Consider the following 26,035-nt stretch of genomic DNA (forward strand, 5'->3'; position numbering starts at 1 on the left):
ATCTTGGAATGCGAAAACTCACTTCTCGCCTTTCGTCCGGTTGATGCCGTTATGGCCATTCTAATCTCCGTATTTGCCGATCCTAGCAGCATGCCCAACAGGAGCAATCCAAAGCCTCTCTTGCCCTCCCCGATAGGGGCGTTGTTGTCGGACAATATAATCGCGCGGTTCGAAACGCCTTGGGACACGTTCAACCTCGATGCGACCAGCTTCCATCACTGCGGCGTCGATTACCTGTGCTGGGCGCAGCGCGAACCGGGGATCGAGACCAACTCCAACCTCTACCTCGCCCCGCTCGCCTCACCGACAACCTTTGCCGCCACCCCCGTCAGGCTGACCGTGCCGAAGCTCGCCTTGGGAAAACATAGGGCTTCAAGGTCAACGATGGCGCGGCGTTGATCGCGCATGGCGACAAGGTGTTTCTGGCCTATTCGGCCAGCGCGACCGACGATCGCTACGCCATGGGCCTGCTATGGGCGCAGGCCGATGCCGATCTCATGAACCCTGAAAGCTGGACCAAGTCGCAGGAGCCCGTGTTCGAGAGCGCACCGGAGCACTGCATCTTCGGCCCCGGCCACAACAGCTTCACCACCGACGAATGCGGGCGCGACGTGCTTGTCTACCATGCGCGCGACTATCAGGATATCGAAGGCGATCCGCTCCACGACCCCAACCGGCATGCGCGGGTGCAACGCTTCGCCCACGACGAGAACGGCTTTCCCGTCTTCGGCAAGCCGGCGCGCAGCGGCCCGCTGCGGCAGGACGATCTCGCCTGATCTGAGCGCTCTGGATACTATTCGTCGAAGCGCGTACCCTCCGCGCAGAGCGGGATCGACACGCCTTCGACGGTCTGCACGGTCGGTTTCAGGCCATCGTCTTCGTCGTAGAGCAGATGCTCCACCGCGACCGCACGGCGATATTCCGACCCCTCGACGCCATCGATCGTCAGCGCGCCGACCGTTGCTTTCGCCCTTACGCAACACCTGAGCAATTGAGGCAAAGACCGGGCCGCCCGTCGCCATTGCTCGGGCGGTCCCGGATCATGGCAGCACTCGGTTAGAAACGGATGCGTGCGTGCATTTCCACGGTTGCCTGTGTGGTACGATCGCCGAGGCGTGCGCCCGCGCTGGCACCGATCTCGAAGCGATCGTCCGGGCGGACATCGAAGCCCGCGCCGACTACGCCGACCGTTTCTTCGAGCGGTGCCCCGGTGATCTGGAACGCGCCCATATCGCCCGCAGCGCCAGCGAAGCGCATCTGGCTGACCGATCCCCGATCGCCCCAGTACCGCTCGATCCCGCCGGCAAGATAGGGCTCGAACGTGCCGCCCGCCACCTGAGTCACCGTGCTCAGGCGCAGCTGGGCCGTACCGTAGGTGACTTCGCGCGTCTCCTGCGCCACCTGCAGGCTCAGCGGACCCGCGCCGGTCTCATCGAAGCTGTCGCGTTCGATGCGGCTATTGGTCACTCCGACCATCGGCGCAAGGACGACATTCCCGCCCAGCGACGCGCGGTAGCCCGCGATCCCGCCAAGCGTGCGGCCCTTCAAGTCGATCTCCGCCTGCGCCATGAGCGGCAGGGCAGAGGCCACAGTCACCTGACGGGTGCTGTCGAGGTCGCTTTCCTGGTAGGAACCGAACAGGCCTGCAAAGACGGCGTCGCCCTCGTAGCCTAGGTAGCCGCCAAAATGCACGGCCGCGCCCTGCATGCTCGCCTGCAAGGACCGGACATCGTAGCGGGCGTCCGAATAGGCGCCGGCGATGCCCGCCTTGAACACTCCGTAACGCGCCTCCAGACCCCCGGCGAAGCCGCTCGAGTTGGAACGGAGGTCGCGGGTAGCCGCATCGCCACGTATCCTGGCATCGCCGCCGAAGCCCTGCATCCACATCGAGACCGACGAGATATCCCGAGCCGCCAGCGCATTGGCATCTCCCGGCTGGACAGGCGAGAGCGCGCGGGCCTGCGACGGCGCCTCGCCGTTGGTCTTCATCAGCGCCTTGCCGTAGATGCGCTGGGTCAACAGATCGCCGAAGCGCTGGCCCTCGATAAAGGCACCGGTGGTTCCATGGCCGAGGCTCTCGCCGCCCAGGCTGTCGAAAACGCGCCGCTGCTCGGCCGGAGCCAGATCGCCAAGCGGGAGGATCGCATCCGCGAAAGCATCGCCGATGTCGAGCTGACCCCGGCTGAAAGTGGTCGCCACCGCCATCTGGTTGGGTGTCCCGCCGCCGGCGAGATTGGCCCCGAAGTCGAACATCCGCCGCACTTCGAGTGCGACGCCGTTCTCGACCAGATCGTAGCGCAGGCGCCAGAACAGCTGCGGATCATCGCCCATCTGCGCGAAGCTGTCGCCGTTTGCGAAGGTGCCCGTAAGGCTGTTCCCCTGCACGATGGCGTAGCGCTGGACGGCGGGGAAGCTGGCGCTCGGAGAATCGCTGGCGACAGCGACCTCGGTGCCCGAGATGGTGATCGCGCCGCTGGCCACGAGCAGGTCGGCACCGCCACCCAACTCCGGCGAGCGGAAGTCGAACAGCGCGGTGCCGCCGGTAAGGTCGATCGTCTGCGCGGAGATCATCCCGATCGGCGCATCCTCGTATCCCGGCGAGAGCGTGCCTCCGGTCATCGTCAACGCGGATGCGAAGCTGCTGTTGCCTGACAGCGTGCCGCCCGAGATCAGCGCACCACCGCCGCTCTTACCGAAGAATTGCAGCGTACCGCCACGCACTTCGAGGTTGCCAGTCCAGCCCTGCTGGTCGCCCAGCAGCGTGAAGATCCCGCTGCCGGTCTTGGCGAGCGTGCCACCGCCGGTGAGTATACCGCCGAAGCCAGAGTCGAGCCCCGTGCCGCCCAGCGTCAGCTGTCCGGCGCCCAGATCGAGCGAACCGATGCCGTAAAGCGCAGCGATCGCCTCGGTCGCGCCGGCGAGGTCGAAGGCGGCATTCTCGGCCACCTGCACGCTCGCGCTGTCGGCAAGGCGCTCGCTCGCGCCGAGGCGCAGCGTGCCCGCATTGATGGCGACGATGTCCGCCGCCGAAGTCCCGCCGAGCACCGAGGTGCCGCGCGTCTGGAACAGCGTGCCGGTGCCCAGGTTCGCATCGACCTGCGCATCCTCCAGCTGGTATTCGGCCGCGGTGAGCGTGCCGGAGCCCGCCAGCGTGCCACCGATCAGCTGGAAGGCGCCGACCGTGTCGGAATGGCCCTTCAGGTCGAGCGTCGCGTCCTGAACGCTCACGAGGGTCGCGTCCGAAAGCACGTTGTCCGCGCCGAGCATCAGCGTGCCGCCGGTCACTCCGGTGATGCCGGTATAGGTGTTGGTGCCGATGAGCGTCATCGTGCCCGTCCCGGTCTTCACGAAGCCGCCGGTGCCGGACATGACGCCGGCAAAGGTCGTGTCGTCGCCGTTGAGCCCCGCGAACAGCACGTTCGCGCCAAGCGCGATCGTGGTGGCCGTGCTGCCGTCGAGCGCGCCGATCGCTTCATCGTCGGCGATCGCGAACGCCGCATCGCCGCGCAGGACGAGGGCCGAGGCATTGGAGATCGCCGAGCCGCCGCTGACGAGCAGCGTGCCGTCCAGCACTGCGATCGTGCCGGTGAGCCCTTCGTTGCGGCCCGCCAGCTCGAGCGTGCCTGCGCCGTTTACGATCAGGCCCGTCGTCGCGGTGACGCCTCCGATGCCGGCAACGATCCGCGCGGTGCTGCTCGCATCCGCCACGGTGATCGTGCTGGCAATGTCGCCCGCGCTGCTGGCAATGCCGGCGAACACGTTGGCGCTGGTGCCGTTCGCGCCGAGGTCGGGCGCGGCGTCACCGGCCGCATCGGCGAGAACATAGCCGTCGCTATCGAAGCGCAGTGCGCCGAAGCCGAGATAGCCCGCGCCCGCATCGACCGAGACCGTGCCGGCCGTCCCGCCGAACACGGCAGTAACGGGCGGGTTCGCAGTCCCCTGCCAGGAATTGTTGAGCGCGCCGGTGGCGCCGGTCCAGTTGGTCTTGCCCAGCGCGTTGCTCCACACGCCTGCACCGCCATCGACCATGCCGTTGCCGGAAGAGGCCGAGCCGTCCCAGTACTGCGTGCCGAGGGTGCCGACCTGCACGTTAAGGAACCGGCCGTTGCCGGTCGTATAGATGCGCGAGCCTGCCGCCGCATTGGCTAGGGCGTATTGGCCCAGCGCGATGCCGCCTTCGCCGCCCGTGTTGATCACGCGATAGGTGCCCGCACCCGCATTGCCGAGGTCGAAGGTCCCGCCGTCGATCACCGCGCTGCCTGCAAGGATCAGGTCGTTGGCGGAGCCGCCGACGACATCCGCCGTGCCGAGGTCGTAAAGGGCCGTTCCGCCGAGTCCGAAGATTCCGTCGATGGCGATGGTTGCCGCGCTGCCGGTGGTGCCGGGCGCGATCGATGCCCCGGCGAGGATCGTGACGTCGCCGCCAAAGGCTCCGGTGCCGGTAACCGCGCCGCCATTGGCGAGCAGGTCGCCGGCGATGGTGCCGTTGTTGATCAGCAAGCCGGCAGTGTGTTCGATCCGCGCGGCGAGTGTGCCCGCGACGAGGATCTCGCCGTTATTGGCGATCAGGTTCGCCGCCAGTATACGCGTATCGGCGATGGTCAGCCCCGCATTGCCGCCGGCGCCATCGGCGCCGAGCGAGGCGTTGAACAGCGTGCCCACCCCGGTCAGATCGCCGTCGGCCACGGCCAGCACCGCAGTGCCGGTATTGGCAATGTCCGAGCCATTCGAGGCAAGGTCGCCGCGCACCGCGAAGAGCCCCTCGCCTTCGTTGGAAAGCCGCCCGTTCAGCGCGCCCTGCGCGGTTATCGTGCCTTCGTTGATCACGAGCCCGGCCAGTGTGCCGGTGGAAGAAAGCGTGCCCCCCGTCTGGTTGGCGATGCCGTGGGTTGCAGAGATAGTGCCCGCGTTGACGATCGACCCTCCGCCGGAGTTCACCAGCGTGTCGACGTTCAGGATGCCGCTACCGGACAGCGAGATGGCACCCGCATTGGCGAGCATGCCCGCAATGTCGAGACGCCCGGCATCCACCAGCAGTTGCGCACCGGCGAGGTTGGAGACGTCGTTGCCGCCATTGCCGCCAAAGCTCACGACCTGCGTATTGTTGCCCGCGAGGCGAACGGTGCCTGCGTTGACGAAGGCTTCGTCGCCGCTCGCATCGGTGTCGGTATCGATGGTCGCGGCGCCTGCGAAGGTGATCGTCCCGGTGGCAAGATTCTGGATCGAACCATTGTCGATCAGCGAAGCGCCATCCGCGACATTGGTGATGCCGCCCAGTGACATCGAGTTGCCCGTGCCGATCAGCGCCGCGCCCGTGCCCAGCGAGAGGGTGGTCCCCTCTGCCGTGCCGAGCGAGGCGAAGGTCAGCCGCCCGGCGTTGCCGACAGTCAGCGTGCCGCCCTGCAAGACCAGATTGCCCGACACGGAAGCAGTGCCGCCGACCGTGATCGAACCTGCGACCTGCAGCAGGCTGCCCGCCTGACCGCCGAGGGCGAGCGTACCCTCGTTCTCGATCCCGCCGGTCACGATGCTGGTGTCGGCCAGCGTGGCACTGCCCGTGTTGGCGAGCGAAGCGAGTGTCCCGCTGCTCATGAGCGTGCCGGTATTGGCCGTTGCGCCCGCCGAGCCCGTGTTGCGGAAGATCGCGGCGTTTACCACCGAGCCCCCAAACGCACCGCTGTTGACGAGCGTACCCGCCTGCACCCCGACGGTGCCGGCGTAAGCGCTGTCGCCGGTCAGCGTCAGCGTTCCCTCGCCCAGCTTGGCAAGCGTTCCGCTGCCCGAGATCGCCCCGCCGAGCATCGCGTCGGTGGTGCCATTGTCCAGCGTGACCATACCGGCGAGGTCGATCGCATTGCCGATCGCGCGATCGCCGATGAAGCCGATCGCCGTGCCGTCGGTCGCCGCCAGCATGCCCGTGCCGAGCGCGCTGTCGCTGCCGAGCAGCAGCGCACCGCCGACCAGGCGCGTGCCGCCCGAATAGGTATTGTCGCCGGTAAGCGCGAAGGTCCCCGAGCCAATCTTGGCCAGCGCCAGCGTGCCGCCGCGCGCCTCGGCCAGCGTGCCCGAGAAGGTCGTCGAACTGTCGTCGCCGCCCGTGGTGAGCGTCTGATCGCGGAAAATGCCGGCAATCGTCAGGCCCGAGCCCGCGATCGATCCGACGGTCTCGTCCTGCGCGAGGTTGATGGTGCCCCCGGCAGCGAGGATCCGGGCGGTATCGCCGATCGTGCTCGCACCGCCCGCATCGATCTCGAGCGTGCCCGAAACCATCGTCAGATCGCCGGTGAAGCTGTTGCCTGCGTAGAAGGCCACGCTGCCGGTGCCCGTGTCGAGGACGACATCACCCGCTCCAGTCGCGATCCCGCCGCTGACGGTCGTCGCCCCCAGGCCGTAGAAGAAGAGATCGGTATCGGCCCCCTCGATTGCCCCGGCGAAGGTCAGGCCGCGACCCGCCGCGCTGGCGATCGCCGCCGCGTCGGTGAGGGTCACGGTACCGTTCAGCACACCGCCGCCGACCAGCACGCCCCCGCCGTCGACGCCGCCACCGGCGATCGCGATGTTCTCCGAGGTTGTCAGAGTGTCGATCGCCAGCGTCGCGCCCGCCTGCACGATTGTGCCGCCGCTCGTGCTGCCGAGGGCATTGCTGCTGCCCACTGTCAGCGTGCCCGCGGCAACCGTGGTCGTACCCGCATAGCTGTTGGTTCCGGTGAGGGTCAGGTTGCCGCTTCCGATCTTGACCAGCGCGCCGTCCGAAACGCCCGAGATATTGCCGCTTTGCGTCGCGTTGGCGGTTCCGGTGTCGAAAGTTACGAGTCCGCCCAGAGCGATCGCGTTGCCGATCGTGCGGCCCCCGGCAAAGCTGATGCCGGTGCCATCCTGCGCGGTCAGCGTGCCCGTGCCCAGCGCGCGGTCGTTGGCGAGGATCAGCGCGCCTGTCTGCAAGGTCGAGTTGCCCGAGAAGCTGTTGCCGCCAGAGAGGGTCAGCGTTCCTGCCCCGCTCTTGAGCAGCCCGCCGACACCCGAGATCGTGCCCGAGAAGATCGCACTATGGGCGTTCGTATCGATCTGGCCGAGGCTGGCCAGCACGATTGCCCGCGAACTGGCGATATCGTCATCGGCACGCAGCGTAGCGCCACTGCCGTCGAAGGTCAGTGCGCCCGAGTTGGCGCCCAGCGCCCCGTCGTCTGAGATCGCGAGCACGCCGCCAGCGATGGTCGTGCCGCCCGCGAAACTGTTCGCCCCGGTCAGCGTCAGAGTGCCGGTACCCCTCTTGGTCAGCGTGCCGGTGCCCGAGATCGTGCCCGACAACGTGGACGTACCACCAAGGTCGAACGTGGTCGTGCCGCCCAAACTAATGGCGTTCGATATGGTCAGGCCATCGGCCAGCACAACGCCAGTGTCGGTGCCGGTGGTTAGCGAACCGCTGCCCAGCGCTGCCGAGCTGCCGAGCGATAGTGCGCCCGAGCTCAGTAGCGTTCCGCCGCTATAGGTATTCGCCCCGGTCAGCATCAGCGTGCCGGTGCCGCTCTTGGTCAGCACGCTGGTGCCAAAGATGACGCCCGCGAGCGTGGACGTGCCATCGGCCGCAACCGTCGTGCCGCCACCCAGGGAAACCGCATTGCCGATGTCGACCGCGTCGGCCAGTACGATGGTCGTTGCGCCGCTGGTCGCAAGCCCGCCCGTACCAAGCGCATTGTCGCTAGCCAGCACCAGCGCGCCGCCATCGAGGGCGGTCCCGCCGGTGTAGCTGTTGTCGCCCGACAGGACGAGCGTGCCGAGATCGGTTTTGACGAGCTGCGTTGCTCCCGCGAGGTCTGCCGCAATGGTCGCGGTCACGGCCGCGCCGCCGGTCGTGCCATCGCCCACGCGGATGATCGATTGCAGGCCACCCACCAGCGTCAGCGTATCGCCCTCGACCACGTAACCATCGGTGACGAACTGGAGGCCCGATGCCGTGACATCGCCCAGCGACATGTCGATCGTGAGGGTGCCCCCCGCACCCTGCAAGATAGCGAAGGTGCCATCGTCGTAGCCGCCGTTGAACTCGCCGTTCGCACCGGTCCAGTTCAGGTTGCCCGTGCTGTTCTGCCAGATGCCGTTTCCGCCATCGACAACGTCGTTATCCGCTCCGGTGGCCCCATCCCAGAAGCTGAAGGTCACGCCCGTGGCGTTTATCAGATTGACCTGGTTCGCGACCGAAGTCTGTACGAAGACCCGGGTGCCCGGCGTGCTACCCAAATCCAGGCCGTTGTCGGTCAGCGTTCCGGCATAGTTGAACATGCGATAGACGCCTGCACCGAAGGTGCCGCCCGAGGAGGTCGTGACGTTCAGTATCCCGTCAAGCGTGAGATCGCCGCCCACGTTCACCAGATCGTTAAGTGCACCGCCCGCGACGCCGGCCTCCCCGAACTCGAAATTGAGGATCGAACCGGAGGTAAGGTCGAGGTTGCCGTTGATCGTCAGCGTGCCCGGGCTGGTGCCGGGGTTGAGCGAAGCGCCGTCGGCCAACGTAACATCCCCGCCGATGATGCCATTGCCGCCGAGCGTCGCGCCGTTCGCCACGCTGGTGAGGCCCCTGGCCCCGCTCTGATCGCCATTGACGAGCAGGGTACCGGCCTGAACGGTGGTTGTGCCGCGATAGGTGTTCGCGCCGTTCAGCGTCAGCGATCCCGCACCGGTCTTGGTGATCCCGCCGTTGCCGCCAACCAGGCCGCTCTGCGTCGCGCTGCCGCCGGACTGCTCGAAGCTGGTGGTGCCGCTATTGAGCGAAAGCATATTGCCGATCGTCACACCGGTGGCGTAGCCCAGCGTGGTCCCGTCGTCGGCGATGAGCCCACTTCTCCCCAGCGCCGCACTGTTCGCCAGCACCAGCGTCCCTTCGGACAGCGCGACGTTGCCGGTGAAGGTGTTCGCGCCGCTCAGCGTCAGCGTGCCGGCTCCGGTTTTCGTGACAGCGGCCGAGCCCGAAATCGCGCCGCTCACGCTTGCGGCGCCGCCGGTCTGGTCGAGTGCGATGCTGCCGCTTACATTGATCGCATTGCCGATCGTCACGCCGTTCGCAAAGCCCAGAGTGGTGCTGTCAAACGCGTTCAGGTTGCCCGTCCCCAGTGCCGCATCGTTCGCCAGCACCAGCGTCCCGCCGGCGAGCGCGGTATTGCCGTCGTAGGTGTTCGCGCCGCTCAGCGTCAGCGATCCGGCACCCGTCTTGATCAGGCCCCCGAAGCCAGAGATTGCGCCGCTTTGGGTCGCAGAGCCGCCAGCCTGGCTGAAGGTCACCGCATCGAGCACATCGATCGCGTTGGCGATCGACACGCCGTCGGCAAAGGTGATGCTCGTACCTCCCACAGCGGAAAGCGTGCTCGTGCCGAGCGCATTCGAATTGCCAAGTCCCAGCGTCCCGGCGGTAAGGGCCACAGTGCCGCTGAAGGTGTTCGCGCCCGTCAGGTTGAGCGTGCTGTTTCCGAGTTTCAGGAACCCGGAATTGCCCGAGATGACCCCGCTCAGCGTTGCGGTTCCGCTCGTGGGGGGCGTTATGGCGAAGAGGGTATTCGCGGCGATGTCGTTGGCGAGGTTCACCCCGTCGGCGAGCACGAGTGTGGAAGAGCTCGTGATGGTCAGGGCGCCGGTGCCCAACGCGCTGCTGCCCCCCACGTACAGGGCACCGCCCTGCAGGCTGGTGCCTCCGGCATAGGTGTTGTCGCCGGCCAGCCGCAAAGTGCCGTCTCCGGCCTGTGTGAGGCCGTTCGTCCCGGAAATCGTTCCGGACAATTCGACCGTGCCGACGTTGGTCTGAATCGTAAGCGCGCTGTCGTTCAGGTTGATTTGGTTGGTCAGCGAATAATTGCCGCCAAAGCTCAGCGTGCCACCCTGCGCGAGCAGCGTGCCGGTGCCCAGCGCGCTGTTATTGCCCACTAGGATCGTGCCCTGGTTCAGTGTGGTGCCACCCGAATAGGTGTTCGCCGCGCTCAGGCGGAGCGTGCCCGCGCCCAGCTTGATGATGCTCCCCGCGCCCGAAATTACGCCGCTCTGCGTGCCGGTGCCGGTGTTCACGCGCAGGGAGGTCGTCCCGTCGGCCACGATGCCGTTGGCGATCGCGATGCCGTCATTATAGGCCAGCGCCCCGCCACCGGTGCTGGTGACCACTCCGGTGCCGAGCGCGGAATTGTTGGCCAGCACCAGGGTGCCACCATTGAGCAGAGTGCCGCCCGAATAGGTGTTCGCGCCGCTCAGCATCAGCGATCCCGCACCGGTCTTGGCAATCGCGCCGCTCGCCCCGACGACGCCGCTCTGCGTCGCGCTGCCGCCGGACTGGTCGAATACTACGCTCCCGTCGATATTGACCGCGTTGGCAATCGTGACGCCATTGGCGAAGCCCAGAGTGGTTCCGTCGAAGGCGTTCAGGAATCCCGTGCCGAGCGCGGAATCATTCGCCAGTACAAGCGTGCCCGCAGCCAGCGAGGCGTTGCCGGAAAACGTATTGGCGCCGCTCAAGGTCAGGCTGCCCGCACCGGCCTTGACGAGCCCGCCGGGGCCCGAAACCACACCGCTTTGCGTCGCGCTGCCGCTCGACTGGTTCAGCCTTGCCGTAGCACGAAGTTCAACCGCGTTGGCGATGGCGACGCCGTCGGCATAGGCGATCGTCGTACCCGTCGAGGCGCTGAGCGATCCGGTACCCAGCGCGCTCGAACTGCCGAGACCCAGCGTCCCGGCAAGGAACGTTACGCCGCCTGCGAAGCTGTTGTTCCCCAACAGGTTCAACCTGCCGTTCCCGAACAGCGTGAAACCGAAATTGCCCGAGATTTTCCCGCTCAGGGTCGCACTGGCGTTCGTGCCGGGAGCGATGAAAAAAGTGGCATTGAGCTCGATGTCGTTGGCCAGGTTTACCCCGTCGGCCAGACCGAGGCTAGAATTGCCTGTCACGGTAAGCATACCGGTGCCGAGCGCACTGCTGCTTCCCGCGTTCAGCAGACCGCGCTCCAGGACCGTGCCACCTGTGTAGGTGTTGTCGCCGGTCATGGTGAGGGTAGTGCTTCCGATCTGCGTCAGCCCGTTCGCACCGGAAATGGTTCCGGAAAGAGCGACTGTTGCGAGGTCGCCCTGGATCCTCAGTCCGCTGTCGGTCAGGTCGATATTGTTGGTTAGCGAGTAATTGCCGCCGAAGGCGAGCGTGCCGCCCTGCGCGCGGATCGTGCCGGTGCCCAGCGCGCTCGCGTTGCCGACGAGGAGCGTGCCGCCGCTGAGCGTGGTGCCGCCGACATAGCTGTTCGCACCCGTCAGGCTGAGCGTGCCGTTGCCCGACTTGGTAATGCCGCCCGTGCCCGAAATCACGCCGTTCTGCGTGGCGGTGCCGAAGCCCACGCGCAGCAAGGTCGTTCCGTTGGCGACGATCCCGTTGCCGATCGAAATCCCGCCGTCGTAAGCGAGCATGCCGCCGCCGGTGCTGGTGACCGCGCCGGTGCCGAGCGCGGAATTGTTCGCGAGGACCAGCATGCCTCCATTGAGCAGCGTGCCGCCCGAAAAGCTGTTCGCTCCGCTCAGCGTCAGCGAATTGCCGTTCATCACGAAGCGCCCGCCGCCTCCGATCACGCCGGAAAGAGAGGCGTTGCCGGTGGTCGCGAAGGTGACGTCGCCGGCGATGAACAGGTTGTTGTCAATGTCGATGCGGTCGTTGACCAGCACGGTAGTGCCGTTCTCGGCATTGAGGCTGCCCGTGCCCAGCGCATTGCTGCTGAACAGGCTCAGCTGCCCGCCCGCGAGGATGGCGTTGCCGGAGAAGGTATTGTTGCCGGTCAGCGCCAGATTGCCCGCACCGTTCTTCAGGAAGAGGCCGAGCCCGGAAATGGCGCCGTTCTGCGTGGCGCTGCCGGTGGCGACGTTGAAATAGGTTGCCCCGGTAAGGAGCGTGATCGTGTTGTCGATCGTGACGCCCTCGGCATAGGCGACCGTCGCCCCACCGCCCGACGTAGCGAGCGAACCCGAACCGAGCGCATTGTTGGTGCCGAGTCCCAGCGTGCCGCCGGTAAGCGAGGTGCCCCCCGAATAGAGGTTGTTGCCCGTCAGGTTCAGCCTTCCCGGACCCGCCTTGAGCAGGCGCGCAGGCCCGGTGACGATCCCGGTCTGGGTGGCGGCGCCGCCGGTCTGAAGGAAAATGACAAGGCTGTTGGGTGCCGCCGTGTCCGACAGAGTGATTGAATTCGCTAGATTGATCCCGTTCTCGTATTGGAGGATGGTATCGGAGGAAGCGGTGATGGTGCCCGTGCCCAGCGCGTTCGAGCTACCGATCACCAGGGTTCCACGCGCCAGCGATGTGCCGCCCGAGTAGCCGTTGTCGCCGGTCAGTGTGAAGACGCCCCGGCCCGTCTTGGCGAGCGATAGGACACCCACGCCATTATCGCGCAAGGAACCGGCAAATGTTGTCGACGTATTGTCGCTACCGATCGTCAGCGTCCGCGGCGCACCGAAAGCAAGCACCGTCCCCGCCGTACCGGAGAGCGAACCGATAGTTTCGGACTGGAGTAGGTACAGCTGACCTCCGTTCATCGTCAGGCGCGCGGTATCGGAAATCGTGCTCCCGCCCCCTGCGGACAATTGAAGGATGCCGCTGTTCACCGTGACATTGCCGGTGAAGCTGCTCGGGCTGCTGAGCGCCAAAACACTGTCGGTCATGGAAACCGTGAGGTTGCCTGACCCGATGGCCAGACCGCCGACCAACTGGATCGCTGATGAGCCGGCGGCAGTGAGGTTTGTGTTCGTGCCAGAGACCCCGCCAAACATATCCAGCCTGGCCGAAGCGCCGGTGCGTATGGTGGTGTCGCCGGCCAGGGTGACGGCACCGGCGACGGTCACCGGCCCAGAACTATCGACGGTCCTGAGGGCTCCCGTCCCGTTGACGCCGGTCCCGGTGAGCGAGATGGATTCCCGAGTGAATACGCCGGTCAGCGCCAGCGTCGCGCCGCTCTGTACGGTGGTGCCCGCTCCGGTTGTGCCGAGCGCGGAACTGTTCGCAACCGTCAGCGTCCCTGCCGATACGGTGGTGGTGCCGGTATAGGTGTTGGTGCCCGAAAGGGTCAGGTTGCCGGTTCCGGTCTTTAAGAACGGAGCGTCCCCGGCAATATCGCCGGATATCGTCGCACTGCCGCCGGTCTGTTCGAAATTGCTCGATCCGCCGAGAGACGGCGACAGGTAGATATTATTACTCAGGTTGATGCCATCAGCCAGCACCAGCGTGCTGCCGGCTTGATGCACCAACCGGCTGGAACCCAGCGCAGCGTCGTTGGCCAAGGTCAGCGAACCGCCTGCGAGGCTGAACTCGCCGGAGAACGTGCTGGTCCCGGCGAGGGTCAGGTTACCGTCGCCATACTTCGTCAGCGCGTTGCTCCCGGAAATTGAGCCTGTCAGCGTGGCGCTGCCCGCCCCCTGATTTAAGGAGGCCGGGCCACCGTTCACCTCGACATTGTTGGCGATCGTTATGCCGTCGAAAAAGTCGAGCTCGGTGACGCCGTTGAGCCGGATGTTTCCTCCGCCTGCTGCGTTCGAGCTGGCGAGACCGAGCGCGCCTTGAAGGACGTTGATGAGGCCGCTTTTCGAGTTGTTGCCCGATAGGACAAGCCTACCCCGCCCGGTCTTGGTCAGCGAGCCTAGCCCGGATATCTCGCCGGCCAGCGTGGTGGTCGTCCCGGTCGCGGAGTTGATGGTCCCGGCCCCGCTCAGCACAACGTCGCGCGTGCTGATAAAGCTGGAGGTCGTCAGCAGGGTCCCGCCCGCGACGAAGGTCAGGTCGCCCGAGGCCGCGCCCAGCGCGGCATCCTGGCTGATTGCGAGCGTGCCGTTGGAAATGGTCCAAGGCGTGACCTGACTGGCGGTGCCGGTCAGCGTTACGGAGCTGGGCCCCGTCTTCTCGAAAGAGCCGAAACCCTGATAGATCGTGCCGAGCTGCGCGACGTCGAAGGTAAAACCAGCCCACGCGTCGAGCTTGAACTCGTCGTCGCCATCGCCGACCACGTTGCCGACGACGGTGCTGTTTGCCCGGTGAATGAAGGTGTTGAGGCCCGATCCGAAAGTGACCGCGTTGGCACGCGTCGTACCGTCGGCCGAAAGCCCCCCGCTGATGGTCCTGGAATTGATGATGACCAGATTTGCGCCCGATACGCCGACGCCGCCGCGACCGGTGTTCCCGCCTCCGTCGCCGCCGATAATGCTCCCGTCGTTCGAAAGAAAACCCTCCACGCCGGTGAAAACCACGCCGGCACCGCCATCGCCACTCGCGCTGACGTTCGAGCTTTCGTTCGCCCCCCCGTTGCCGCCGTCGCCGCCCTCCACGCGCCCGGTGGTGCCCACCGTCAGGGCAAGTCCGGCGATATAGGCGCCGATCCCCCCGTCGCCACCTTCTCCGGCCAGCCCGAAACTGGTTGTACCACCGTCGCCGCCGCGTCCGCCGACCAGCCTCCCGGAGACCAACAGTTCCCCGTCGGGCGAATTGATGACACTGCCATAGCCACCCGCGCCGCCGCCGCCTGCGCCGGCCCAGGCCCACGAGCCGGGGGCTACGCTGCCGCCCCTGCCGCCATCACCGCCGGCCTGAGTCGTCCCCGACGCCACCACATAGGTGGTAGGGCCATTGCCGACGCCGCCATGCGCACCGCCGCCACCGCCGCCCGCGCCTGACAATTCGACCGAATTTCCGCCGTCCGCACCGTCCGAGCCGGGCGTAGCTCCTCCAGCCCCGCCGGCGCCGGCCGGATCGCCGAGCGCGGTACCGCCATCGCCGCCATCGCCGCCGCCCGCGCCGCCGCCGCCGCCGCCCGACGCCGCCGCGTCATCCGGACCGACATCCGTACCATCGGCCCCATCCATGCCTCCCGCGCCGGTCCCGCCAGCACTGCCAGCCGGGCCGAACAGGCCATCGCCACCGCGACCGCCACTCGTATCCTGCGCGAAGGCCGGGCCGCTAATCGCCACCGCAAGCGCGGACGCGCCCGCGATCCACAGCGCCCTTCGGGCGGCGATTGCCTTGCGTCCCGCGTGCACGCCAAGGTTCTCGCGCGATGCGATGGTGCGGTTCATTTTTCGAATAACCCCTCAGAGATCCCGTTCCGAGTCATGCCCGGCAGGTCCTGACGCCGAGGGGGACGGGAACGATGCCCTCCCTGCTCGAGAATCAATGCCTAACCAGCCGATAACCCCATTGCGCTATGGCCAACATCTCTTCGGCAAGGTCCAGCGATTTGCGCGGTTTTGAGACGTTCTGCAAAGAGATTGAAACGCGAAGAAAAATGGGCATTGTCCACCGGGATCGGCATTCACCTTCGGGATCGCTTTCTTGAACGGCCAGCAAACCCATTTCCGTCACCTTCACGCTCCCTTTCAACTCGACCTGTCGGTCAGGCCGGGAATGGAGGAGGAGTTCGAACTTTGGCGGTGGGGGATAACACCCCTGTTCGATCTCGATGTGCGCCCGGGGGCAGATCCGGTCGAATTCGCGCTATCGTCCTCCGCCTACCACTTCGCCGACCTGTCGATTTCCCGCACGACGGCCACCCCGTCGCTGTTCGACCGCAATGCGTCGGTGGTTGCCCGGAGCGCGAACGACTTGCTTATGCTCATCTGGGTGATGGAAGGCGGGATGCAGCTACGAACATCGCGCGGTGAATCGGAAATCGGCCCGGGCGACATCTGCGCTATCGATCTCCAGCGGCGATGCCGGATAGAAACCGTGAACTATCGCCACACGACCGTACTGATGCCGCGTTCGCTCTTCACCGGCGTCACGGGCAATGTCGATCAATTGCACGGGACGATCTTCCGCTCGGGAGATCCCATGACCAGCCTGCTGCGCGCCCATTTCGATGGTATGATCGGCCAGGCCGGACGGTTCAGCGGGATGGAGGGCCGCGCCGCAGCTCTGGGTACCGCCTCGCTGGTGGCAAGCTATTGCGGTCTGGCGGAAGAAGGTTGGGCGGCGCTCGGCGAAGTGCGCCACGCTGCCCTGCTCCACGATATGAGAGCGATGGTAGAAGCCAAGCTGCACGACCCGGCGTTCGGTCCGGACGCGCTGTGCGCGGCATTCGGCTTATCGCGTCCAACGGTCTATCGCCTGTTCGAGCCGCTGGGAGGTGTCGCCTCGTTCATCCGTAGAAGGCGCCTGCGGCATGCCTTTGCCTTGTTGACCGACAAGCGCAACGCTGCACTTTCCATCGGCACGATTGCAAACCGATGCGGTTTTTCGAGCGATGCGGTGTTCAGTCGCGCCTTCCGCCACGCCTACGAAATGTCGCCGCGCACCTTGCGGGCGATGGGCCGGGAGACCGAGAGCCATCCGCAGTTTCGTGAGGCCACGGCATTCAGGGTCATGAAGGACTGGCTGTTGAACGGCGATATCGCGCCCGTCTTCGGCAATGCCATCCGAGGGTGATCGTCCCCCGGGCTACTGAGGTTCGGCGCGTTCTTTGATCGATCCGTGCCATTTCGGTGAGGATCGAATTAGGCCGGACAGGCTAGTTGATTCCGAAGTCGAAATAATATCCGGCGTCACCGTGAGCCCCCCGCTACGAACTTCGGAGCAGATCGATCCTGTATCGGTTCTCATCCCACTTCAGACTCCGGTTCCAGGGGGAGGCGTCCGCAAAAAGATTCGAGGCTTCAATACCGTCTACCGGAAGATCGTTGTGACCCGTCCAGTTGACCAGAAGACATTCACCTCCCTTGCGAAGCGAGCGATAGCAGAGGCATGAGGTGGTTTCGATTTCGCCAGCTGTAAGAAAATAAAGCACCTCCGAAAGAACGATCAAATCGAATGAACCTTCCGGCCATTGCGAGGGGATTTCCCCGACATAGAACACGACATTGCTGTGCGCCGCCAATCGTCGGCTCGCCCGTTCGAGAGCCGCTTCGGCGACGTCGATCGCAATCAGGCTTTCGCAGAGAGGCGCGAGTTCCTCGGTCAATGCGCCGATCGAGCATCCCACTTCGAATGCACGTTCGTATCTCGTTCGGGTCAGTGCCGCGATTGTCTGCTGACGTTTCTGTCGCTCGTACGAGCTTGTTTCGTAATCCCAGGGGTCGGGATCGTCCGCATAAAGCGCGTCGAACGTGCTCCGCCGGTCTGGCGTAGTGCTATCCATCAATGAAGATCTCCGCGTGGGAGCGGAAGTGCTCGACCATCGCCGGGGGCATCACGAAGCCCCGCGGGTCGTCGTCAATCAGATTTGTTAGCTGAGACCGGTACGCCGCGATGGCCCTCGCCTTCGCGGGCATGAACCGCTCGTCCCGGAAGGCACACAGGCTCGAGGGAACTACGCCCTCGCCGAAGCGGCCCCAGACGGCGAAGCTCCAGCAGGGGATCGTGAGGTCGCGTGCGATGGCCCGCGCGACACACGCCGCCGCTTGGTGATCGCAATGCGGATCGCCGTGCCACGTGCACCAGACCGCCGCGGGGCCGAAGCGGCGGGCGAAGTTGCGGGCGCGCTCGAGAAACTGCGGCTGTGCGGCTTCGGATGTGCTGTTTCCGTCGGTCAGCCCTGCGCGCTCAATGACGATCTCGTGCCCAGGGGCGAGGGCGTGCAGCGCTTCGCGCAGTTCTTCGCCTCGCACGGAAATCCGCCGAGCGCGCGGGTAGCGCCGCGAATGGGGGTGCGAGTTCTCACCATCGGTGGGTCTGTGCGCCATCCAATCCGCCATCATCATGGGCGCGAGCAAGGTGATCGCGATTGATCATTATCCGCACCGGCTCGAACTGGCCAAGCAGCTTGGCGCAGAGGTGATCAACTTCAAGACCACCGAGGTGCGCGAGGCCCTGATGGAAATGTCGGGCGGGATCGGTGTCGATGCGGTGATCGATGCTCGGCATGGAATCGCACGGTTTCGCGGTCGACAACATGCTCGACATGGTCAAGCAGACCGTCGGCATGGGCGCAGACCGTGCAGCGGCGCTCAAGCAGGCGATCCTCGCGGTGCGGCCCGGAGGGCGCGTCTCGATCCCCGGCGTGTATGGCGGGATGACCGACAAGTTCCCGCTGGGCGCGTTGATGGAAAAGGGGCTGCAGGTCCGCGCCGGCCAGACCCACGTACAGCGCTATACCAAACCGCTGCTCGACAAGATCGAGGATGGCACCATCGATAGCACCTTCCTCATCTCCCACCGGCTGCCGCTGGAAGACGCTGCGCGGGGCTACAAGAACTTCCGGGAAGAGCAGGACAGCTGGACAAAGGTCGTCCTTAAGCCGGGTATGGATGCGGGAGCCACGGCATGAGCAAGAACCCGGTCGATAAACTTTCGGGCCTGTGCGTCATAACCGGGGCGTCCAGCGGCATCGGGCTCGAGCTGGCGAAGCTCGCTGCGAGGGACGGATGCGATCTGCTGCTGGTGGCGGATCGCGATCTTGCCTCCGCCGCCGGTGCCGTACGCGAATGCGGCGCTGCTTCGGTCGAGTATCTCGAGACCGACCTCGCCACGGAAAGCGGCATCGACGAACTGATGAGCACGATTGGCGATCGGTCCGTGGACGTGCTTATGCCCAATGCCGGCCAAGGTCAGGGCGGCGCCTTCCTCGGCCATTCGTGGAGCGATATCAAAACCACGATCGATACCAATATCACCGGCGCGATCTCGCTGATTCACAAGATCGGGGGTCGGATGGTTCTGCGCGAGGAGGGCCGCATTCTCGTGACCGGTTCCATCGCCGGGAGTATGCCCGGTCCGTTCAACCCAGTGTACAACGCGACCAAGGCGTTCATCGACAACTTCTGCGTTGGTCTCGCCAACGAACTGAAGGTGACCCCGGTGGTGATCACATGCCTCTTGCCCGGGATCACCGACACCCGCTTCTTCGAGCGAGCGGATATGGAAAATACCCGGCTGGGCCAGTCGGAAAAGGCGGACCCGGCCAAGGTCGCGCGCGATGGTTACGAGGCGCTTCTCAAAGGCGAAACACAGGAAGTGAGCGGCTTCATGAACAAGTTGCAGGATACGTTTGCCGATATCCTGCCGGACGAGCTTGTCGCGAAGATGCACGAACGGCTGGCGAAGCCTCGGCACGATACCTAGGCTATACGCGGAACGGCTACTGGGCCAACGCCCCGATGGTCGCTTTGCGGATCGCGCGTAAAGGATGGCGCACGATCGGTTCGAAGGGCAACATTGCTCCGTCCGCTCCATAGCCCCATTGGCTCGCCCGTTCGATCTGACCCTGCCTCATGCGGGGAAGGTCATCGTAATCTGCGTTCCCATTACGTAGCGCGATAGCTGTCGGCGCGCCGGGATCGAGACCGAGGAACCCGAACAGGGCGGGCCGCAGGTCGCGTGCCACGAGATCTTCGTATCGGATCACCAACACCGAATGCAGGTAGGGCAAATCCTGAGCTACGATATCGTACGCGTCGAGCCCGTAGTCGATCAACTCGGATGCGTCATCGACCACCCATTTAGCCAACGCTGCCGCCATGACCGCGGGGTGGCGCAGAATGATGATGAACTGGCAGGTCGGGAACAACTGCTGGTATAATCGCATGCGCGTAAGGTTGACCGGCGATTTCTCCACCCGCCACGTGGAGCCCTCGCCGAACCACCGGGCCCAGTCCGCCTCGATGCGCCGCTTGGTCTCGAGCGTGTCGAACGCGCATCCCTCAACCAGATGCTGCACAGGATCGGTCGCGAAGTGACCGGGTCGCCCGTCGAGAGCGGTATGCGGTATGGCACCTTGAAGATAGCAGCCTTCGCTTTCCGGGACGGGCGCGTTCTCGATGGTCGCAATGTCGGAATGCTCGGCGAGCAATCGCGCCAGCAGGCTCGTTCCGGTCCGATGGAGCCCCGCTACGAAAATGTAACGGCCCGGATAGATGCTCACTTCGCCATTTGCCGTTCGCCCGCTTCCTTGTTCAGCGCCGAACCGACCTCGAGCCCGCCTTCGCCGTAGAGATAGGCGGGGTTGAACCGCGCCATTTCCTTGAGGCGTTCGGCGTTGAGGATCGTTATTCTTCCCCGACGGAAATCGACCACTTCGCCGTCCCGCAAATCTCGGACCGAGCGGTTCACGTGGATTTCCGACAATCCGCAGATATGGGCCAGATCGACCTGCGTGAACGGAGTGGTGAAGCCGGACAAATTGCCCAACCCAACCATTCGCAGGCGATACCAGAGCTCGGTAATGACATGCGCTATCCGGCCCACCGCGCGCAGTCGGACCATCTTGGAAAGCCACTCCCGGTGGATCGATGCATCCAGCAGGGTTCCGAACCAGAACAGCCGCGCCAGATGCGGCTCGTTCTCGAGCACAGCGCGCAGGCGCTCGTGCGGGACGATACCGAATTGCGTGTAGCCCAGCGCGAACAGGTCGTGATCGAGGCGTTTGAGCGCAAATCCGTGCAGATCGACGAAATCCCCGGGCACCTGGAAGCCGACGATGCTGCGGTCTGTTTCATCTTCGATGACGCGGGTCATGAAGCCCTTGATCAGGATGGTGGAGTATTCGCAGAAATCGCCCCGGGAGAGGATTTTCGTGTACCCATTGGTCTCACGCACGTCATCGACCAGGCTTTCGAGAAGCTCCTTCTCCATCGCGGTCATGGCATGACGCAGGCGGCTTGCCAGAAACCGCCCGGTCAACGGAAACCGCGCGAGTTCTTCGCGCATCGTACCCCTATCATCCCTCATGGCGTGTTTTACGCGCGTTCGCGCGGCGCGTTCCAACTCCCACACAGGTTAACTTTTGACCGTCTGTGGAGCCAAGTGAGAACGGGGAAGGTTCTGGTTGGGGAGATATCCCCTCTCCCGGAGTACGCCTGTGAAGATCGCCGTTGTCGGCCATATACGCCACCCCATCTCCGCCCCTTTCATGGGCGGTATGGAATCGCACTGTCATCAACTGGTCGGGGCGCTCGAACGGCGCGGGCATGCCGTTACGTTGTTCGCCGCGCCTGGCAGCGATGCGAGTCAGCTCTATCCTATTTGCGATGTCCCCTACGAAACCTGTCTTCCTTGGCGCGACTGGCATGGATCGGATCGGCTGCAGATGTTCCAGGACGATGCATTCGGCCGGGCGCAACGGGCGATCGAGCGCGGCTCATTCGACATCGTGCACAACAATTCGCTTTCGCCCCCGATGATCGAATGGGGCTTGGCCAGCGGCCATCCCATCGTCACGTCGCAGCACGTTCCACCCTTCGCGACGATGAGCGCTGCGGTGGCGCGCGCCCGCAATTCGCACTCGTCGCATTTTACCGTCACATCGGACCACCAGCTTCAGCTATGGAGCGGGCGAGCGGGTGACAATATGCACGTTGTGCCAAACGGCATTGCGCTGGATGATTGGCACGAGGCACCGGCACGGTCCGAATACCTGCTGTGGTTCGGGCGAATAACCCCGACCAAGGGACTGCGCGAGGCCGTAGCCGCCGCCAGGATCGCGGGGGTCAGTCTCAAGATCGTAGGCACCATTGAGGACCGACCCTATTTCGAGGACCATGTCGAGCCGTTCCTCGACCACCGTATAGGCTATGAAGGCCATTTGGGCGGTAGTGCCTTGGCCGCGATGGTCGCGCAGGCCCAGGCGGCAGTGGTCACGCCGATGTGGGACGAACCCTTCGGCCTTGTCGCGGCGGAGGCGATGGCGGCGGGCGTTCCGGTCATCGCCTTCGATCGTGGCGCGATGCGCGAGGTACTCGGCGGATGTGGGCAACTTGTTGCTGCGGGAGACGTCGCGGCGCTCGCACAGGCAATGGCCGAAGCCGACGACCTTGATGGAACGCCCTGCCGCGAAAGGGTGCGCACGCATTTCTCCGTGGGACGGATGATCGAACGTTACGAAGCGATTTACGCGCTCGCGATCGCTGGTGCAGAGGTCGCTTCCCGTCCGCCGTCTGCGTCCGGCGAGGCTGCTCTGGCTTCCAACCAGTCAAGCACGACGGCACTGCTCGCATAGGCGGCATGTTCTTGCTGACGGGTCAGTCTTAGGTCGTCTGCATGGGGCTCGCGCAGCTTGCGCCAGCCGTCACCGGTTCGCTCCACCAGACCCATCAGGACGAAGGCGCGAAGCCAGTGCTGCATCGTCGGCTCACCCCACTTCGCCGCGAACTGACGTGCATTGGCGAGCACGCTGTCCAGATGGTGCACCGGCGGCATGTGATGCGGGTGATACTGATGGAAGGCCTTGGCTCCGCGAACCCACCATATCGGCAGCTCTAGTGTCGCCACGGTCCGGCCGAAGTCGGTGTCTTCGCCGCCATATCCGACGAACCTCTCGTCGAAGCCCCCGGTCCGCGTGAAATCCTCTTTCTTCATCGCGAAATTGAGCGACCAGAAACAGCGATAGTCGCTGCAAAGGGCATGCGTGCCCTTGGGCGCTCCGGGGCGTTCGGAGTGGGTTACCCCGACTTGCTCGAACCTTGCCTCGTCTATTCCTCGCGTGGTGGCCCCATCGGGCAGGTAGGCCACCTCGCCCATCAGCAGTCCGCCGAGGCCTTCGGCGTGGCGCGCATAGTCCTCGACGCAGCGCGAAGCAGGGATGCAATCAACATCGAGAAACACCAGCAGGTCGCCCGTGGCTTCGGTCGCCGCCCGGTTGCGCCCTGCCGCCAGCGGTATGCCGTCCTCGCTCAGCATGATCTGCCTGACGGGAAAAGGCGCATCCGGCAGTCGGAAGGGCGCACTCTGCATGACGGCGATCACCAGCTCGTCGGGCATGCGCGTACTGGCGCACAGCCCCCGCACGAGATTGGCGAGATGTTCTTCGCGACCGAAGGCGAGCGTGCAGACCGAAATGCTCACTGCGCATTGGCTCCGGAGGCTACCCGGATGGCCGAGGGAGATCGGTCGTGCGACCAGAGCCGAGCAATCAGGCTTTCGATTTCGCCGGCCACCTTTCGGTCCGCCCCGTCGCTGACCAACCTGCGCTGGCTTTCGGGTTCGATTCCCGAAGCCGCCTGCCAGTACCCAGCCCATTCCTGCGCGCTGGAAGGCCAGATGCGCGCGTGTGCCGCTGCGCCAGCCCGATCCAGCGCTTCGGCTTTGCAGACCTGTTCCCCGAAATAGCGCCATTCCGGCACCACGATCCACGGCTTGGCTGCCGCAGCGACGAGGTGGACCGTGGTGTTCCCCGCGCTCGACACGATCCGGTCCGCTGCCGAAATCCAGTCCCCGGCATTCTCCACCCAGCCCAGATGGCTCAGGTTCACGGGCGGCGTCTCGTGCCATTCGCTTTCGATTTTGCCGAGGGTTACCCATTGCGTGTCGGGCTCGGCCCGCGCACCCAGCGTGAGAGGAGCCGAGGGCAGACCGCGACCACCTCCCCCCCCTACGACCACAACGTATTCTCTGTTATCCGCCAGCCCTAGCCGACGTCTGGCGGCTGCCTTGTCTCCTAGCCTTGCGGTATCGACGCCGAGGCCGGGTGCGTGAATCGTCTTGGCGCGCTTCCAGCCCGGCTCATTGGGCTGGTCGAGCGTGTTGTCGTATGGAGCCAGCAGCGCGGCGGCCCCGCGATAGGCGGCCACGTGACCGGGATCGTCGCGCAACCCGTGCTGCAGTACCGCCACGTGCGGAACCGATGCGATCCGCGCAAGCTGCCCCAGTTCTGCCGAGACATCCGTGATGAACAGCACCGGGCGCGCTTCGTCGAACCACCGGACGATCTGTGCGATTGCGTTGGTGATCTGCGGCCATCCGACCGGGGCGCAGTGCAGCGTTTCGGGTGTTTCCAGATCGGCCAGGCCGGGCGGCGACGGCTCTCTTTCTTCGAAAAGCGACGGGATGACGCGGCACTCGACGCCGTCGACCAGTTCGGGGAAGATGTCGTCGCGCGCGCAAAACAGCATCACCGGGCGATTCGGCGCAAGCGCGTTGGCGATCGCCGCAGCCCGTTCCGCATGGCCGCGGCCCTGGTGGTGTACGAAGTACCCGACCGGGCCCTGTTTTCTGCTCATGCCGCGCTCCTCGAAATTCGCTTTTCAGTCAGCGCGAGCAACCCTTCGAGGACGCCCGCGGAATATGGGCGGGACGCCATAAAGGCGCCCGCGTGATTGCGGCCCTGCTCGATAAGGGCAGGCTCGCTGTTGGCCACGATAATGGGATTACGGCACACGCGAACCATGTCCGCATCATTGCCGCTATCGCCCGCTACGATGAGACACTCGTCGGGCATCCCGAGGCGCCTGAGGACGTGCCGCGCGGCTTCGCCCTTGCCCGCCCTCGCCGGAAGGATGTCGAGCAGCCGGTGGTGGCTGTAGATGACCTTGGCGGGCAGCCCCTCGTGCATCAAGTCGCGTTCGATCTGCTGCGGCAAGGCGGGATCTTCACAATAATAGCTGCGCTTGAAGCGCCGCTGCTCGATGGGAGGCTGCGGCGGAACATCAACGCGCTTGCTCAACAGTCGCTCGATCCGCGACGTGCTCCATCCTCCTGATATGCTGGCATCGTACTCCGTGTCCGCGCGCAGACCGTCCTCGTCGTCCCAATAGATTTCACTGCCGACAGAGGTGATCAGCACGCGGGGCGCCGGCAGGTTCCATTCCAGCAATAGCCGTCGCGCTTCTGGTAGACTGCGCCCGGTAGCGACGCCGAAGGTAATGTCGGACCGGGTTTTCAGGTAATCGGCAAGTTCGCGAGCGGAGCGACGGCACCCGGTCAGCGTGTTGTCGATGTCGCACAGCAGGATCCTGCGCGAACGGGGCATATCCACCACGCGGGTGGGGCCCTTGCGCAGCGTGCGCAGGATCGCGATGCACTGGTTGGCGTAGCGATCCCACGTGACCTCGCCGATGTTGCGTGCAGCGTTGCGGGCGCATTCGGCGTAGAGCTCGCGATCCGACAGCAGACGATGCAGGCTTGCGCCAAGGGCCACTGGATCGCCCGGGTTGACCAGCAGGCCGTGGCCGATCTCGCCCACGATGTCGCTCGGTCCGCCACGGTCGGTCGCCACCACGGGAAGCGCATGGACGGCGGCTTCGAGAATGGTCAGCCCGAAGGGTTCGAACATTGCCGGGTTGCAGAAGATGCCGCCGGATTTTGCGACCAGCGCGTAGAGCCCGCGCACGGCCGACGCGTCATGGTGCCTGGGGTAGGCGACCGATCCGTGCAGGTCGTGCCCGTCAATGAGATCGACCAGTTCGCGCATGACCGCGACCTGTTCGCTCTCGCCGCTCTCGACTGACCTGCGCAGCCCGGGCAGGATAACGAGGTTGGCCATGTCGCGCAGTTGAGGGTGGACGGCGAAGGCCTCGACCAGCCCGGCGAGGTTCTTTTTGTGAACAGGGCGTGCGATCGCGAGGATGATCGGCCTGCCGGGATCGCGCAGGAAAGGTTCGATCAGGCTGCCTGCGGCCCGTTCGTCCGCCAGGCTTGCCCGGGTCTGATCAATGCCAGGATGGACGCGCCATATCCTTTCGGGACGGGCGCCGGGATAGGAGGTGACCTGCCGCTCACACTCGTCGCGCGACGATGCAATTACGGCGTCCGCGCCTGCGATGGCCCGGTCTTCCTCCGCCAGCCGGTCGGCAAAACCGCGTGACACGGCGCACCCGGCGTCGAGCTTGTCACGGCCGAGCGAGTGGGGGGTATAGATGACGGGGATCCCGAAAATCTCGCGCACGCGCAGGGCGACATCCGCCGCGTCGGCAAAATGGGCATGAATAGCATCGGGCAGACGTTCGCGCTGATGCAGGTCGGCGATCAGCGCCTTGGCAAACGCATCGCGATCCGCGGCCAGCGCCTCCTTGGCAAGGTAGCGCCTGTCGCCACTATCAATCCGCGTGATGGTGAGTTTCGGCGCAACGCGTTCGCTCGGTTCCGCGTGGATCGTACCGAGCCGATCGTCCTCGAAAAGCCTCGTCACGATCTCGCACTGGCCTACGTCCCGGCGCCGCGCCATGGCTTTCGCCTCACCCAGGATATAGGTGATATGGCCGCCGGTATCCTCCGTCAGTCCATAGCGGGGGGTGCCCCGCAAACAGCCGCCCAACGCGATATGCATGATGAAAAGCGATTGCATTCAGGGCCATAGCCGATGGATCCCAGATGCGTTCCCCAACCCATCTTTTGACGGGAGCG

At 65.1% G+C, this 26,035-nt stretch carries 13 protein-coding genes and 2 pseudogenes; 6 read left to right on the top strand and 9 right to left on the bottom strand.

The window, feature by feature from the left end:
* Positions 1–399, top strand: a pseudogene (locus tag DL238_RS16255) (hypothetical protein); the annotation flags it as partial.
* Complete coding sequence (locus DL238_RS16260) at positions 396–776, top strand: family 43 glycosylhydrolase (protein WP_234030890.1); 381 nt, start codon at positions 396–398, stop codon at positions 774–776. The pseudogene DL238_RS16255 and the gene DL238_RS16260, both read left to right, overlap by 4 nt.
* Before the next feature lie 17 nt (positions 777–793).
* On the opposite strand, the gene DL238_RS00010 is transcribed toward DL238_RS16260, so the two are convergent.
* Together DL238_RS00010 and DL238_RS00015 are read right to left on the bottom strand one after the other, a co-directional pair.
* Positions 794–991, bottom strand: a complete 198-nt coding sequence (locus DL238_RS00010) for a hypothetical protein (RefSeq protein WP_115490393.1) — start codon at positions 989–991, stop codon at positions 794–796.
* A 65-nt stretch (positions 992–1,056) separates the two neighbouring features.
* Positions 1,057–15,063, bottom strand: coding sequence for an autotransporter-associated beta strand repeat-containing protein (locus DL238_RS00015; RefSeq protein ID WP_115490394.1), 14,007 nt, complete (start codon positions 15,061–15,063; stop codon positions 1,057–1,059).
* Positions 15,064–15,319: 256 nt separating this feature from the next.
* Here DL238_RS00015 and DL238_RS00020 point away from each other — a divergent pair, with 256 nt between their 5' ends.
* Entirely contained in the window at positions 15,320–16,411 is a 1,092-nt protein-coding gene (locus DL238_RS00020; RefSeq protein WP_147290951.1) for a helix-turn-helix domain-containing protein, read from the top strand.
* A gap of 133 nt (positions 16,412–16,544) precedes the next feature.
* On the opposite strand, the gene DL238_RS00025 is transcribed toward DL238_RS00020, so the two are convergent.
* Positions 16,545–17,120, bottom strand: a complete 576-nt coding sequence (locus DL238_RS00025) for a class I SAM-dependent DNA methyltransferase (protein ID WP_115490396.1) — start codon at positions 17,118–17,120, stop codon at positions 16,545–16,547.
* Positions 17,113–17,682, bottom strand: coding sequence for a PIG-L deacetylase family protein (locus DL238_RS00030; protein WP_181883952.1), 570 nt, complete (start codon positions 17,680–17,682; stop codon positions 17,113–17,115). Before DL238_RS00030 ends, DL238_RS00025 begins: the two co-directional genes overlap by 8 nt.
* Here DL238_RS00030 and DL238_RS00035 point away from each other — a divergent pair.
* Both DL238_RS00035 and DL238_RS00040 read left to right on the top strand, forming a co-directional pair.
* Positions 17,624–18,248, top strand: a pseudogene (locus DL238_RS00035) (zinc-binding dehydrogenase); the annotation flags it as partial. The gene DL238_RS00030 and the pseudogene DL238_RS00035 sit on opposite strands and share 59 nt — an antisense overlap.
* The gene (locus DL238_RS00040) at positions 18,245–19,042 is read left to right on the top strand and encodes an SDR family NAD(P)-dependent oxidoreductase (RefSeq protein ID WP_115490398.1); all 798 of its coding nucleotides are present in this window, start codon (positions 18,245–18,247) and stop codon (positions 19,040–19,042) included. The pseudogene DL238_RS00035 and the gene DL238_RS00040, both read left to right, overlap by 4 nt.
* Positions 19,043–19,058: 16 nt before the next feature.
* On the opposite strand, the gene DL238_RS00045 is transcribed toward DL238_RS00040, so the two are convergent.
* Together DL238_RS00045 and DL238_RS00050 are read right to left on the bottom strand one after the other, a co-directional pair.
* On the bottom strand, positions 19,059–19,841 hold the full coding sequence (locus DL238_RS00045) for a sulfotransferase family protein (RefSeq protein WP_199798022.1): 783 nt from the start codon (positions 19,839–19,841) through the stop codon (positions 19,059–19,061).
* Positions 19,838–20,683 carry a Crp/Fnr family transcriptional regulator gene (locus DL238_RS00050; protein WP_234030893.1) on the bottom strand — a complete coding sequence of 282 codons (846 nt, stop codon included), beginning with the start codon at positions 20,681–20,683 and terminating at the stop codon, positions 19,838–19,840. Before DL238_RS00050 ends, DL238_RS00045 begins: the two co-directional genes overlap by 4 nt.
* A 94-nt stretch (positions 20,684–20,777) precedes the next feature.
* Here DL238_RS00050 and DL238_RS00055 point away from each other — a divergent pair, with 94 nt between their 5' ends.
* Complete coding sequence (locus DL238_RS00055; protein WP_147290952.1) at positions 20,778–21,914, top strand: glycosyltransferase; 1,137 nt, start codon at positions 20,778–20,780, stop codon at positions 21,912–21,914.
* On the opposite strand, the gene DL238_RS00060 is transcribed toward DL238_RS00055, so the two are convergent.
* Genes DL238_RS00060 through DL238_RS00070 form a run of 3 tightly spaced genes read right to left on the bottom strand, consistent with a single transcriptional unit; the run spans position 21,806 to position 25,976 of the window.
* The gene (locus tag DL238_RS00060; RefSeq protein WP_115490401.1) at positions 21,806–22,759 is read right to left on the bottom strand and encodes a galactosyltransferase-related protein; all 954 of its coding nucleotides are present in this window, start codon (positions 22,757–22,759) and stop codon (positions 21,806–21,808) included. The two genes, DL238_RS00055 and DL238_RS00060, sit on opposite strands and share 109 nt — an antisense overlap.
* Positions 22,756–23,913: a glycosyltransferase family protein gene (locus DL238_RS00065; protein ID WP_115490402.1), complete on the bottom strand. Its 1,158-nt coding sequence runs from the start codon at positions 23,911–23,913 to the stop codon at positions 22,756–22,758. The genes DL238_RS00060 and DL238_RS00065 overlap by 4 nt, the downstream gene beginning before the upstream one ends.
* Positions 23,910–25,976: an HAD-IIB family hydrolase gene (locus tag DL238_RS00070; RefSeq protein ID WP_115490403.1), complete on the bottom strand. Its 2,067-nt coding sequence runs from the start codon at positions 25,974–25,976 to the stop codon at positions 23,910–23,912. Before DL238_RS00070 ends, DL238_RS00065 begins: the two co-directional genes overlap by 4 nt.
* Positions 25,977–26,035 lie beyond the last annotated feature (59 nt).

The organism is Alteriqipengyuania lutimaris (assembly GCF_003363135.1).
In the GTDB taxonomy this organism is placed as follows: Bacteria; Pseudomonadota; Alphaproteobacteria; order Sphingomonadales; family Sphingomonadaceae; genus Alteriqipengyuania; species Alteriqipengyuania lutimaris.

What these genes read in the sequence shown, in the direction of transcription:
- DL238_RS00015 (WP_115490394.1), bottom strand. Translation starts at nt 15,063, where the DNA reads ATGAACCGCACCATCGCATCGCGCGAGAACCTTGGCGTGCACGCGGGA.
- DL238_RS00025 (WP_115490396.1), bottom strand. Translation starts at nt 17,120, where the DNA reads ATGGATAGCACTACGCCAGACCGGCGGAGCACGTTCGACGCGCTTTAT.
- DL238_RS00030 (WP_181883952.1), bottom strand. Translation starts at nt 17,682, where the DNA reads ATGATGATGGCGGATTGGATGGCGCACAGACCCACCGATGGTGAGAAC.
- DL238_RS00040 (WP_115490398.1), top strand. Translation starts at nt 18,245, where the DNA reads ATGAGCAAGAACCCGGTCGATAAACTTTCGGGCCTGTGCGTCATAACC.
- DL238_RS00065 (WP_115490402.1), bottom strand. Translation starts at nt 23,913, where the DNA reads ATGAGCAGAAAACAGGGCCCGGTCGGGTACTTCGTACACCACCAGGGC.
- DL238_RS00070 (WP_115490403.1), bottom strand. Translation starts at nt 25,976, where the DNA reads ATGCAATCGCTTTTCATCATGCATATCGCGTTGGGCGGCTGTTTGCGG.